Genomic DNA, 12,596 nt, shown 5'->3' on the forward strand with positions numbered 1-12,596 from the left:
GAAAGACATCAAAACTGACACTGGGCATCAGTGCCATGGCGCTTGCGCTGGCAACATCAGCGCCAGCCTTTGCCGGTGAATTGAGCCTGCTAACGTGGGAAGGGTATGCAGACGACAGCTTCATCAAACCCTTTGAAGAAGCAACCGGTTGTAAAGTCACGGCCACATATGTCGGCTCGAACGATGATTTCGCGCCCAAACTTGCGGCCGGCGGGGGCGTTTTCGACCTGATTTCGCCGTCGAGCGACTCGACCGCCCCGCTTATTGCCGCAGGTTTCGTTGATCCGGTCGATACAAGCCGGATTGATCGCTGGGACGAACTTTACGAACAGTTTCGCTCAGGTGAGAACATCAATGCCGATGGCAAGGTCTTTGGCGTGCCATATGCTTGGGGAGCAATTGCTTTCATGTATCGTCCGGATAAGTTCGACACCCCGCCGACATCTCTGGCGGCGTTGTGGGATCCGGCACTGGAAGGACGCGTTTCGCTTTGGGATGACAAGAGCGCGCTTTACGTTGCGGCCCGTCACAATGGCGACATGGACATCTACAACCTGAGCGACGAACAGATCGCGGCCGCGCAAAACTCGCTTGCCGAGCAGCGCCCGCTTGTGCGCAAGTACTGGTCGACCGCTGGCGAACTTGTCGATCTCTACAAATCCGGTGAGGTTTGGATATCGAACACCTGGGCCGGTTACCAATCCGCGCTCCTGGCGGATGAAGGGATCGAGGTTGTCGAATTCATCCCGGAAGAAAACGCGGAAGGGTGGATGGACAGCTTCATGATCGTGTCTGGTACGCCGAACGAGGAATGTGCATACCAATTCCTGAACATGGCGATCAGCGAGCAAGGTCAGTGCGGTGTGGCCAATGTGAACGGCTATTCAGTCACCAACCCGGTCGCGGCGAAGAACTGCATGAGCGAAGAGCAGTTCTCGGCGTTGCACCAAGACGATCCGGAATACCTCAACAGCTTGCTGCTGTGGGAAAATCTAGGTGATCGCCTTCAGACCTACACCAACGCCTGGAACGCCGTGAAAAGCCAATAATCCTTTGCGCCGGACCCGGAAACGGGTCCGGCTTTTTCAGGGTGAAACGCATGTCAGAAATCGTACAAATTCAATCAGTGACGAAACGGTGGGGTGATGTTGTCGGTGTCGACGATGCCTCATTGTCCGTCGAAACAGGCGAGTTTGTTACACTGCTGGGGCCGTCAGGTTGTGGTAAGTCAACTTTACTGCGGATGATAGGTGGTTTCGAGCAGCCGACCTCGGGGACAATTTGGCTGGATGGCCGGGATGTTACGCACCTGCCCCCGAACCGCCGGGACGTGAACATGGTCTTTCAGGACTACGCACTGTTCCCGCATATGAGCGTTGGGCGAAATGTCGGTTATGGGTTGAAATTCACCAAAGGGCCGCGAAGCAAGATCGTCGAAAAAGCGCTCGAAGCGCTAGATCTTGTTGGCCTGTCGGACAAGGTCGATGCAATGCCCAGTCAGCTTTCGGGTGGGCAGAGACAGCGAGTCGCGCTGGCGCGGGCGCTGGTCAGGCAACCTAAAGTGTTGTTGCTGGACGAGCCGCTTTCGGCTTTGGATGCAAACCTGCGCGAGGCGATGCAGGTCGAGTTGCGGCATCTGCACCGGAAAGTCGGGCTGACCTTTATCATGGTCACCCACGATCAGGACGAAGCCCTTGCCATGGCAGATCGTGTGCTGGTCATGCGGGCTGGCCGCGTGATTCAGGATGGCAGCCCTGATGATCTATATGATCGCCCTTCTTCGCCTTATGTGGCCGAGTTCGTAGGGTCGACCAACCTTTTCACATCAAAAGTCATCGATGGGCAGGTCACCCTGAACGGGCAAACGCTTGATCTGCCGGATCGGCTCAAGCAGCACGCCGATGGCCAGTTCGGGTTCCGTCCGGAAAAGGCGCGGATCGTCACCGCTTCCCAAAGGGGCCCCAACCAAATTTCCGGACTGCTAAGTGAAGTTCTCTACCACGGAAGCACCGCCCGTCTTGTTATCGGCACAGGCGAACAATCCATCTTGGTCTCGCACATGCTGCAAGGACACGGCGGGCGCGAGGGTCTGCCCAAACCTGGTGACGAGGTTACTGTCGAAGTCGCGCCGGAATCACTGATGTGTTTTGAACAAGAGGCGAGTGCATGACGCGCGGCAACAAACTTCGCGCGGCGCTGGTTCTGTCCCCGCCGCTTTTGTGGACGGTCGTCTTCATGTTCGTACCCTACACTATTCTTCTGGTTTATTCCTTCTGGAGGGCACAATTTCCGTTATTCGTGCCGGATTTCCAGCTAGGGAATTACAAGACGCTGATCACCGATCCGCAATACCTCAATGTCCTGCTGCGGACGCTGAAAATCGCCGGTCTGGTGAGTGTCTGTTCGTTGGTTCTAGCCTATCCATACGCCTATTTCCTTGTCTTCAAGGTCAAGCGACCGGGGGTGAGGCTCGCGCTTTATATGGCGGTCGTAGCACCGCTTTGGGTCAGCTATCTTCTGCGCGCCTATACTTGGAAAACCATTCTAGGAACGCAGGGAATCCTGAATTCATTCTTGATGTCCACCGGCATCCTGAATGAACCGTCGTCGGTGTTTCTTTACAATCAGACCGCCATGGTCCTGACTTTGACCTACGTGTTCATCCCGTTCATGGTCATGCCGATCTATGCAGCGCTGGAGAAGATACCCGGGTCATACATCGAGGCGTCCCGCGATCTTGGCGAAAACGCATTGTCGACCTTTATCAAGGTGACGTTTCCATTGTCGCTGACCGGCGTCGTCGCCGGTTTCACGATGACCTTCTGTCTGTCATTCGGTGATTTCATCGCGCCTTTCCTTGTCGGTGGACCTGACGGAACGATGGTTGCCAATGTGATCGCCTCACAATTCGGCGCGGCACTGAACTGGCCGCTGGGCTCTGCCCTTGCATTGGTGATGCTGGTCATTGTTCTGCTGATCATCTCCGCATCTGACCGGTTCGAACGGCTTGGCCAAGGGCGGTTGGCATGACAGTTTCAACATCATCTACACTACGTGTCTTGGCCGCTTCGGCGAAACAGCAGAAATTCCGGTCTGCGCAGTTTTTCGAAGACACCGTCTGGCGGACGGTCATAGGTGCCATCTTGGCGTTCCTCTATCTGCCGATCGCGGTACTGGTTCTGTTCAGCTTCAACTCTTCGCGCTCGCTAAGCTGGCCGATGACTGGGTTAACGCTCGACTGGTATCGCAAGCTTGCCGCCAATGAACAACTGTTGGAGGCACTTTGGAACTCGCTCTATGTCGCCACCTGTGCCACGGTCCTGACCCTACTCATCGGGGTTCCCGCAGCGATTGCACTGGATAGGCTGAATTTCCCTGGCAAGGCTATATTCCGCAAGCTTGTGTTGCTGCCAATCGCGCTGCCGGGGATCATCACCGGTATTTCGATGCTTTCGATGTTCAAGCTGTTTGGCATGCCGCTCAGCCTTGAAACCGTGATCATCGGGCACGCAACGGCCCTTCTTGCGGTGGTTGTGACACAGGTGTTTGCGCGACTTCAGCGTCTTCCCAAAAGTTACGAGGAAGCTTCTCTGGATCTGGGGGCGGGTGCCTTGCACACCTTTTTGTTTGTCACCTTGCCCAATATCCGCGCAGCCGTCATCGGGGCGGGATTACTCAGCTTCACACTCAGCTTTGACGAAATTCCAGTGACATTTTTCCTGACCGGGCGCGACAACACTCTGCCGATGTACATCTGGTCAACCATGCGGCGGGGCATCACGCCGGAAATCAATGCCGTTGGGGCACTGATCGTACTGGCCTCGGCCTTTCTGATCGTCACGTCGGTTCTGCTTCTAAGAGACAAAACAAACAGCCGCTAGGCGGCGAAAAAAGGAGGATACCACAATGAATAAGCACATTAGTAAAAATACAGACACGTTGAAGGCCATGCTTGTGAACGGCAGTTGGCAGGACGGCAGCGGCGGAACATTCGATGTCCACAATCCGCATGACGGATCGGTGCTGCACCAGGTTGGGCGCGCGGATGTCGGCGATGTTGACAAAGCCGTGGCCGCCGCGCGGGCGGCACAGCCGGGCTGGGCCGCGCTTTCGACGATAGAGCGCGCGCAGATTATGCGCCGGATTCACCAGATTTTTCTTGAAAGGGCCGAACCGATTGCCCAGATGATCACCGCCGAAATCGGCAAGACCATCACCGATGCGCGCGAGGAAGTCTTCGAATACTCGGCCCCGTCTTGGGCCAAATCTGCCGAGGAGATTTTGCGACATCGCGGACTGAGCTTTCCATCAACCCAGGAACGCACTCGCAACAAACGTCTGGTGATGAGCCATCGGCCCCTGGGTGTCGTTGCGGCGATCACGCCCTATAACTTCCCCACTGACATTTCGTCGATTGCACTGGCGCATATTGCGGCCGCGGGCAACACGGTCATCTGGAAGCCGTCGGAATACGCTGCGGTTTCCTGTGCCATGATGGGCGACGTTTTCCGCGATGCGGGCCTGCCAGACGGTGTGATCAACATAGTGCAGGGCAAAGGCGACGTTGGTGCGGCACTTGTCGATCACTCCGACGTAGATGGGGTCTTCTTTACAGGGTCGACCGCAACTGGCCGCAAGATCGCCGAGAAATGCGCTCTGCGCCCGCATCTTCTGGAACTGGGGGGCGACGGACCATTCATCATCATGGGCGATGCCGATATCGATGCAGCCGTCGAAGGCGCCATGAACGGGTGTTTTTATTACACCGGTCAGGTCTGCACTTCGGCCGAGCGACTGCTTGTGCATGAAGACGTCTATGACGAATTTCTTGAAAAATTCCGGGCTCGGGCAGCTCAGTTAAAGATCGGTGATCCGAGCAAGGAAGATACCGAAATGGGGCCGCTTTGCAACGCCGACACGTTGAAACGGGTAAAGGCACATGTCGAAGACGCACGTGCAAAGGGTGCCAAGATCGAGCAGATCGGCAATGAAGAAGGGTTTTATTATCCAGCTACGATCCTGACCGATGTTACGCTGGACATGGACATCATGCGCGAAGAGACCTTTGGCCCCGTGGCCCCGATCTACAAATTTAAAGACGCTCAGGAAGCTATCGACATCGCGCATTTGTCGGGGCTTGGACTAATTGCCTCCCTGTGGACCAGAGATCTGGCAACCGCTTGGCGTGTGGGCGAGGCGCTGCCGCACGGATCGGTGAATATCAACGAAACCTCAAACTACTGGGATCAGCTCGCGCCCTTCGGTGGCGCAGGCCAATCCGGTGTGGGCCGTGAGTTGTCCCAATGGTTCCTGGAAACCTTCACCGAGAAGAAACTTCTAGTCTTTGATCTGGGCGGCGAAAGCTATGACCGCCGTGCAGAAGGCGGCTGGTAAGCGGTTGCAATGGCGCTGTCAGACCAATTCGAACCCGTCTCTGCAAGGACAGCGACACTGTCCATTAATTCACGAAGAGACCGCGCCACTCAGCCAGAGCGGCGGCACGGTTGAGTTTGAAATTCGTTCGAGTTGAAAGGCTGCGTTCCTGATTGAAGATGGGGTGGTTGCCGCCCTCCCTCGACGGCATCGCAATGTGCCATGATGGTGGAGTACAGCCACTGAAGCAGGAAAGGACGGCAACCATGACGAAGGATACAATGATAGGCGTCGATCTGGCGGAGAGCGTTTTCAGGTTCACGGCGCATCGATGACAGGGCAAGTCAGGTTCTGCAAGAAGCTGACACGCGTGCAGTTTTTGAGGTTCATGGGAGACCACCCACCCGCAGTCGTTGTAATGGAAGCATGCGGCAGCGCATATTATTGATCGCGTGAGATGGTCCGCCTAGGCCATGAGACAAAACTGATTGCGCCGCAATATGTGAAACCATTTGTAAAGCGCCATAAGAACGATGCTGCTGACGCTGAAGCAATTGTCATTGCTGCGCAGCGCCCGGAGATGCGGTTTGTCGAGCCTAAATCGGAAGAGGTTACCTTTATGGCTCCTTACTGATTACGGTCGTGACAGTTCGCGTCGAGCGGCTTTGCGTCATGGCTATCGCCCCCAATACCAAAGCGCAGGCAATCGCCTGTGCAGCCGTAATCACTTCACCAAAAGCCAGCACGCCAACGGCAAACATCGTCGGCAATTCAATACTTCCAATGACAGCCGTGCGCGTCGCACCGATTATAGGTGAACAGACAGTGTAAATCAGTTGCGGAATAAGCGCGGTCACAAGGCCGATCCCAACAATCAGAAACCAGTTACTCCCGCCCTTTGGCAGGATTTCGCCAACCTCAGACGTCAGAATGAGAGGGGCAAGGCCAATGACCGACCCAAGCGAGACCGACGCTATTCTGGCCAAAGGAGCAATGCGAGACAGGCGATGAACGAGAACACATATGCCAAAACCAAATCCAAAAGGTGCCGCCAAGGACACGATTAGCGTTGGAATCTGGTCTGGGGGCACAGATGCCGGAGAACCAGCAATGATCGCCGCAACAACTATCAATCCAGCTGCAACGATGCTGCGCCGTGTCGGTCGGTCGCCAAAAAGCGCCCATGCGATCACAATCGTGAACACCGGATACGTCATATATAAAACACCAACGGTCGATGCAGGAACTGTCTCAAGAGCCGTGACATAACCGACCCAGCCAAGCCCCATCACGCTTCCGGCCACCATTCCCCAGACGATTTCCCGCCAATTTGAGCGATACTTCAGAATTGCCGGTATCAGGATAATCGCTGCCAATATGTAACGATAGAATGCAACCGCGTAGGGAGCGAGACCCTGATCGGTCAACCCGCGGCTAAAATACGGGACAAAGCCAAAGCAGATGGATGCAAAAAGAACACCAGCTACCGCAAGGGCATAGGGGGTAGCTGCTCCTTTGATTGAGTTTGGCTTATCCATTTCTGACAGCTAACACACGCTGATGTGGTTGGCATCACCATCACAAATGAACGGCAGTTTTGTCCTGCAAGGCGGTCATTAATACAGAGTGCAGCGAACGTCTGGTGCCGGTAAAAGCAGCTATTCGGAACCAAAGTTTCGAATTTCCAGTCGCTAACGGCGGCTTGACGCGACACAGCAGACACTCGCCAAAAACCTGTGAACTTCCGCTTTGAGCCCATTTTGACCGACAATGTGGTAGGGCTGAATGTCGGCTTATAAAAGCAGGAGCCTTCAGTCTTCGGGGGTTACTCCAAGATGAAAACCGGCACGGCGTTATCGAACCCCTTTAGATCACATTTTATGCCTGCATCAGTCACGTCTCCAGTGATTGTGTGAAACTCATGGGAGCAGACCGTCTTTGCATTCAATTTAGCTGCATGATCTAGCAAACGTGACGCTAGATTGACGGCTGGGCCAACTGCCGTGAAATCAAGACGGTTTTGACTACCAACATTGCCATAAAATATTTCTCCAATGTGGAGCGAGGCGCGAAATTCTATTGGCGTTTCACTGCGCTGTTTTTCAATTCCGGTCCTTGAACTCGCAACAGCATTCAATGCATTTTGCGCAGCAGCTTCCAGAGCGGTTAGATCATCGACAACTGGAAAAATAATCAAAGCGCCGTCACCAATGAATTTCAGAATTTCGCCGTAGTTAGCAACCACGGCAGCATCGATAATTTCATAAAATGCATTCAACACCTTTAGAACTTCGGTCCCCGAACGCGAATTTGACATTGCGGTGTAGCTCACCAAGTCCACGAACAATATGATCGCAGAAATGGTTTCCCCTTCGCCGCGCTGGATTTTCCCGTCCATAACCTTGCGGCCGATGTCCTGTCCCAAATAGGTGGTCAGGGAGACCCTCATATCGCTTCGGTCGCCAAAGTGCTCACACACACGAGCAACGGGCGCCTGCAATCGGCGCAATTGCGCGACTACATCGTCATCGAACCCGTTATCGGTCTTCGTCCCAACAAACACGCAACGGGAGACAGATCCATCAACATTAAACAAAGGCAGGCAAATGAGATCGGTGTAACCTGCATCGCGGTATCCTTTCAGGGTTGCATCGCCACCGTCGTCCTCTTCGTCATCAAATCTGAAACGGAGCATACGTTGCATGCGTATCGTCGTCGCCTGCGGTCCATGATGGAATGCTTCGCTCTCGACCATGTCATTGGAAACAGGGACATGCCACACACCCTTTTTTATGGTCCAAATAACGCCTTCGGCTGGCAATATTGGATGAACATTAAATTTGTAAAACGCAATGGAAGCTATCGGAACGCCCGCGGCAAATAGTTTCTCCGAGAATATCCCAATGAAGTTCTCGAACGTGCCGGGTGGAGGCGCTCCGGCTATTAGCCAAGTGATGATTTGAGTGATTTTTTGATCGCAGTTCATGATGCATAAAGCTCTTCAAACCGCGCACTTTCAATAGTTAATGATACAAAGCAATTTTGCCAGCACATGTACAAAGCACTGGAAGCGGCCGTTGACCCTACTGCAGCGAAAGAGCGTTTTGTCCCGCACAGCCGACATTTATTACTATCATCTTTGACGTCTGCTTTTGGGATAACTCTGCTAACAACAGTATTGAAAACAACTGGGTCAAGCGCTCGTCAGGCCATCAACTCAGTCTCGTGATCCTCGATGAAGGCATAGGAATGGGTATTTATGTCTCCACTCCAACGCCAGATTGCGAGAAAACCCTCAGATCCGGTGCGAAAGGCATGCGGCATCAGGCTGGGATGATGGATCATGTCGCCCGCCCCTCGCATCCGGGTGTCATCGCCGGCTGTCCACAGCGCCTGTCCTGCAATAATGGCATAGGTCTCGTCAGCATCATGAAGGTGCAGCGGGTAATAGCATTCGGGTCGCATATAGACCAAGCCCAGCCTTACATCTGGCGCGGGGATCGGTCCCTCTGGCCCCATCAGTGTCAACACGCTTATCATCGCGGCAATACTCTCTTCGGTATTCCCTTCGACGGGGTTTGATCCCCAAGACAGAAATTTCTGTGCTGTCAGAACCGAGCGTGCTGTCGGGTGGGTGCTGTCAGCCAAGACCGCGCGAATGCCCGCATGAAACCGGCAGGGCAGAACAGGGTCAAAGGCCACAGGCGATGGTGTCACCAAAAGAGTTTTGGCCGTATGAGGCCCTTGCGGATCGGGTTCGCTCTCATAGACTTCCGCGATTGCCTGCAGCATGTTTTGGAAAATGTTGTTTTGCACCATGGCCAAAGGACTCCGAATGACGGTTTAGCCTTGGTCAGTTTTTGTTCATATCTCTGCAAGGATTACGACCGCTTCAAGTCGCAATCATGCTTGGTCAATTCAAAAAAATCAGCCTGATCGGTCGAATTTGGCGGTTGGCAAGTCATGTGCTAAACTGGGTGTCCCGGAAAACAGAAAGTTTGGAGAAAGAAATCGTTGTCCGCTTGCAAGACATCTGCAATGCAGACGAATGTCCTCATTGTCCGCCGAGCCGACATCGGTGCAGACTGCGGCGAATAAGGACAATATCGGCAGTCTGTTCAGCGGTCCATGATCCACGTGAGCCGGTGTTAGCCGTCAACCCCCGGCAAGTGACGCGCCCACCACCAGGGCGAAGCAGAATACTGCGCCCGCAATCGGAAATACGATATGAACCGTAAAAGCACCTTCGGGTGCCGCCACGCCTTTGATCTTGAACCAGACCAGTGACAGATTGATCACCGCGAAGACTGTCAAAAGCACCTCCGAAGATGTTTCTGCCAGGACGTCCAGCGGCGTGAAGATCGCCATAACCAGAACGACCGCGGCAATGATCACGGTTGCGCGAACCGGTGTTTGCGTGCGCGGCGACACGGTCCCGATCCAAGCGGGCAATCTTCTCGCCTTTGCCATCCCGTAGGTGACGCGGGCAGCCATGATAAGGATAATGACCACACCGTTCATCGTGGCAATGATCGCGATCAATGTGATCGTGAGCGGGGGTAATCCGGTAAGGCGTTCAAAAAGCAGGCTGATCGGGGCAGATGTTTTGGCCATTTCTTCGACCGATACGCTTTTCGCGGCCACGAAGGATACCAAAACATAGAGCAACGTGACCACGGCCAATGTAATTCCTATAGCCCAGGGCATGATTTTTTTGGGGTTCTTAGCTTCTTCCACAAGATTGACGACGTCGTCGAACCCGATGAAGGCAAAGAAGGCAAGCATGCTGGCCGCCAGCACACCAGACACGGCTGGCCAGTCCCCAACAGGCGGAGTCAGCGATCGCGGCAATTCGGCGATGCTGCCGGGGTCGTTGACCAGTCCGAGGACGATAATGATAAGCAGTCCGGCGACCTCTACAAGCGTCATTGCTCCCGCGATCGCGATGGACTCGCGAATACCCCAAGCTGCGATCATTGCCATCGACAGGACGACAAAAGCTACCAACACTTCGCTGCGTAAGGGGATGAGTTCAGCGATATAGCCTGCTGACCCGACAGAGATGGCAGCAGCCGCAATCATCGCCTCTATCAGTACAGCAAGACCAACGGCAATGGTCATCCAGGCAATACCAAACGATTTCTCGACGTAGACTGCCTCCCCCGCTGCTTGCGGCACACGCCCTGATAATTCAGCGAATGACGCAGCGGTAAATCCCATGACAAAGGCTGAGAGCAAAAAGGAAGCAGGGGCGTATGGTCCGGCCCGCACGATCGTCTCGCCCACAAGAACATAGATCCCAGCCCCGATCGTAACCCCAAGACCATACAGGACAAGCCCCATCAGGCCGATCGATCGTTTGAGTTGGACTGCGTCTCGTTCGGTTTTCGACATCTGCAACCTTGTCTTGGGTTGGAATCGTAGCACTGATTGGCACCCGACGGTATAGAAGGTTCAGTTTTGGCTGGGTTTGTGCTGTACATTCACAGCGCAGCGAGATTGGGACATCTATTTCCGCGCTACGGACAGAACCAGTCCTTCGCTACTGATCTGAGCCAGTAATAAATCAAAACTTGGCGCTGCAGGTAAAGTAGACATCTATCCTTCAGCCACAAATAGTTGCGGCGACGTTTAGCGAGAGGCGAAGGCCAGTTCAAAGCACAAGATGACTTGAGTCAACGCTAACCTTGAGAAAATCAATTATCATTGTGCAGAACCACAACAGCTCAGGAGTGTATCCGCTATGAAGCAACGCAACCATCTGCTCTGGCTTATAGCGAGTGTCACCGCCGTCGCACAAATCGCCACAGTATCGCTTGCTCAAGATGCTGAGCCCCTGTGGGCGCACGCGCCTGATACGATCTCGTCTGAATGGAGCGCAGTGCTAAACGCACTTGGCCAAGGGCGGGACGCGGCGGTGCCTTCCCCGGATGATGTGCAAGCGTGGCAAGCACTGCAGGACGCCGACAGCACTGCTAAGATCAAAGCGGCGGCACCGTTCGTTGAGGCGTTCAACGGTGCGCTTCGGGATATCACGCTTGGCGGCGTCCCAGTGGTCGAGGTCACACCTGACAAACTGGCACGCAACGACAAGATCGCAGTTTACTTACATGGTGGCGCCTATGTCTTCAACTCCGCCAGAGGTGCGATTACCTCAGCGATCCTACTTGCCGATGAAACGGGTCTGACAGTAATGGCCGTCGACTACACTCTGGCGCCACATTCCAAGTGGCAAGAAACAACCGATCAGGTCCTATCCGTCTTCGCCGCTCTTGGTGAGAAAGACTTTGCGGCTTCGGATATCGTGCTCTACGGCGACTCGGCGGGCGGCGGCCTCTCGGCCGGCAGTGTGTTGAAGATGCGTGATCAGGGCATGGAAATGCCCGCAGTATTGATTCTCTGGTCGCCTTGGACCGATATCTCTGAGACTGGGGATAGCTATGTGACGCTCCGGGATGCCGAGCCGTTCTTCACATACCAGGACGTCCTCGGTCCCTCGGCGCTTGCTTATGCCGATGAAACGGACCACCGGCACCCCTACGTCTCTCCGGTTTACGGCGACTTTGCAAAGGGCTTCCCGCCAACGCTCATCCAGGGCGGCACCAAAGAGATATTCCTCAGCAATTTTGTCAGGCTCCATCAGGCATTGGATCAGGCCGGGCAGACCGTGAAGCTCGACCTTTATGAAGGTATGCCACATGTCTTCATGGCGGCTTTGCCGGAGTCGCCTGAGTCCAGAGTTGCTGTTAGCAAAGCGGGCGATTGGGTGTCCGAGCACTTGCTCGATGACTGAACTGAGCCGTAAGAAGTGAACTGGTTGAAAACCAACAGCAACTAAGCCCGCAAGTGAGGCTAGCAGTGCCCATGCACCAAGAGTCCGGTTTGAATTGCGACACATTAGACCATTTTGAATGTCTGGTTCGGGGAAGCGTGCCGCAATGCCGCTACATGTTCGGCGACTTGGCCGTCACTTAGAGTGGATTTTCTCTGCATCAGCATCAGGCGGGTTTGTCCCGCAACTCGGTCATAGATGCGGAGCGCGGCGAACGTCCAGTGTTGGAATAAGCGGTCATTCCCACACTCAGAGCACAAGAGTTGATGCAATAGATAATTCGTCGTTAAATCTTACCTGCTTGGTTGGAAATCGCGTCGATTGAGATCGTCTTGTTGTCAGGAGTTTCAGCGGCAAGGCTGAGCTGCCCTAACACACAAAATCCGTGCCA

Annotated in this window: 10 protein-coding genes and 2 pseudogenes; 7 read left to right on the plus strand and 5 right to left on the minus strand. The window is 54.4% G+C overall.

Annotation, left to right across the window (positions count from 1 at the left end; genetic code table 11):
* Positions 1-35: 35 nt before the first annotated feature.
* The 5 genes from C1J05_RS13830 to C1J05_RS13850 are packed head-to-tail and all read left to right on the plus strand — an operon-like array spanning position 36 to position 5,394.
* A complete protein-coding gene (locus C1J05_RS13830) occupies positions 36-1,049 on the plus strand; it encodes an ABC transporter substrate-binding protein (RefSeq protein ID WP_254684602.1) in 1,014 nt (337 codons plus the stop codon).
* Positions 1,050-1,099: 50 nt separating this feature from the next.
* Positions 1,100-2,170: an ABC transporter ATP-binding protein gene (locus tag C1J05_RS13835; RefSeq protein WP_114870768.1), complete on the plus strand. Its 1,071-nt coding sequence runs from the start codon at positions 1,100-1,102 to the stop codon at positions 2,168-2,170.
* Positions 2,167-3,030 (plus strand): ABC transporter permease, encoded by an 864-nt coding sequence (locus C1J05_RS13840; RefSeq protein WP_114870769.1) that lies wholly within the window; start codon positions 2,167-2,169, stop codon positions 3,028-3,030. The genes C1J05_RS13835 and C1J05_RS13840 overlap by 4 nt, the downstream gene beginning before the upstream one ends.
* Entirely contained in the window at positions 3,027-3,881 is an 855-nt protein-coding gene (locus tag C1J05_RS13845) for an ABC transporter permease (RefSeq protein WP_114870770.1), read from the plus strand. The genes C1J05_RS13840 and C1J05_RS13845 overlap by 4 nt, the downstream gene beginning before the upstream one ends.
* A 25-nt stretch (positions 3,882-3,906) precedes the next feature.
* The gene (locus tag C1J05_RS13850; RefSeq protein WP_114870771.1) at positions 3,907-5,394 is read left to right on the plus strand and encodes an aldehyde dehydrogenase family protein; all 1,488 of its coding nucleotides are present in this window, start codon (positions 3,907-3,909) and stop codon (positions 5,392-5,394) included.
* Between the two features lie 64 nt (positions 5,395-5,458).
* Here C1J05_RS13850 and C1J05_RS21905 read toward each other — a convergent pair.
* Positions 5,459-5,551, minus strand: a pseudogene (locus tag C1J05_RS21905) (IS6 family transposase); the annotation flags it as partial.
* An 88-nt stretch (positions 5,552-5,639) separates the two neighbouring features.
* Here C1J05_RS21905 and C1J05_RS21910 point away from each other — a divergent pair.
* A pseudogene (locus tag C1J05_RS21910) lies at positions 5,640-5,983 on the plus strand (IS110 family transposase); the annotation flags it as partial.
* Positions 5,984-5,990: 7 nt separating this feature from the next.
* Here C1J05_RS21910 and C1J05_RS13865 read toward each other — a convergent pair.
* The 4 genes from C1J05_RS13865 to C1J05_RS13880 form a co-directional block, all read right to left on the minus strand.
* Positions 5,991-6,911, minus strand: coding sequence for a DMT family transporter (locus tag C1J05_RS13865; RefSeq protein ID WP_114870772.1), 921 nt, complete (start codon positions 6,909-6,911; stop codon positions 5,991-5,993).
* Positions 6,912-7,198: 287 nt separating this feature from the next.
* The gene (locus C1J05_RS13870; RefSeq protein ID WP_114870773.1) at positions 7,199-8,359 is read right to left on the minus strand and encodes an adenylate/guanylate cyclase domain-containing protein; all 1,161 of its coding nucleotides are present in this window, start codon (positions 8,357-8,359) and stop codon (positions 7,199-7,201) included.
* 218 nt (positions 8,360-8,577) lie between these two features.
* On the minus strand, positions 8,578-9,192 hold the full coding sequence (locus tag C1J05_RS13875) for a dimethylsulfonioproprionate lyase family protein (RefSeq protein ID WP_114870774.1): 615 nt from the start codon (positions 9,190-9,192) through the stop codon (positions 8,578-8,580).
* A 336-nt stretch (positions 9,193-9,528) separates the two neighbouring features.
* Positions 9,529-10,767, minus strand: a complete 1,239-nt coding sequence (locus C1J05_RS13880; RefSeq protein WP_114870775.1) for an APC family permease — start codon at positions 10,765-10,767, stop codon at positions 9,529-9,531.
* Positions 10,768-11,116: 349 nt separating this feature from the next.
* Here C1J05_RS13880 and C1J05_RS13885 point away from each other — a divergent pair, with 349 nt between their 5' ends.
* Positions 11,117-12,166: an alpha/beta hydrolase gene (locus C1J05_RS13885; RefSeq protein WP_114870776.1), complete on the plus strand. Its 1,050-nt coding sequence runs from the start codon at positions 11,117-11,119 to the stop codon at positions 12,164-12,166.
* Positions 12,167-12,596: the final 430 nt, after the last annotated feature.

The organism is Sulfitobacter sp. JL08 (assembly GCF_003352045.1).
Taxonomy (GTDB): Bacteria; Pseudomonadota; Alphaproteobacteria; order Rhodobacterales; family Rhodobacteraceae; genus JL08.

Bases quoted from the DNA above. Each gene is read 5' to 3' on its own strand.
- C1J05_RS13830 (WP_254684602.1), top strand. From the start codon at position 36: ATGGCGCTTGCGCTGGCAACATCAGCGCCAGCCTTTGCCGGTGAATTG.
- C1J05_RS13835 (WP_114870768.1), top strand. From the start codon at position 1,100: ATGTCAGAAATCGTACAAATTCAATCAGTGACGAAACGGTGGGGTGAT.
- C1J05_RS13840 (WP_114870769.1), top strand. From the start codon at position 2,167: ATGACGCGCGGCAACAAACTTCGCGCGGCGCTGGTTCTGTCCCCGCCG.
- C1J05_RS13845 (WP_114870770.1), top strand. From the start codon at position 3,027: ATGACAGTTTCAACATCATCTACACTACGTGTCTTGGCCGCTTCGGCG.
- C1J05_RS13850 (WP_114870771.1), top strand. From the start codon at position 3,907: ATGAATAAGCACATTAGTAAAAATACAGACACGTTGAAGGCCATGCTT.
- C1J05_RS13865 (WP_114870772.1), bottom strand. From the start codon at position 6,911: ATGGATAAGCCAAACTCAATCAAAGGAGCAGCTACCCCCTATGCCCTT.
- C1J05_RS13870 (WP_114870773.1), bottom strand. From the start codon at position 8,359: ATGAACTGCGATCAAAAAATCACTCAAATCATCACTTGGCTAATAGCC.
- C1J05_RS13875 (WP_114870774.1), bottom strand. From the start codon at position 9,192: ATGGTGCAAAACAACATTTTCCAAAACATGCTGCAGGCAATCGCGGAA.
- C1J05_RS13880 (WP_114870775.1), bottom strand. From the start codon at position 10,767: ATGTCGAAAACCGAACGAGACGCAGTCCAACTCAAACGATCGATCGGC.
- C1J05_RS13885 (WP_114870776.1), top strand. From the start codon at position 11,117: ATGAAGCAACGCAACCATCTGCTCTGGCTTATAGCGAGTGTCACCGCC.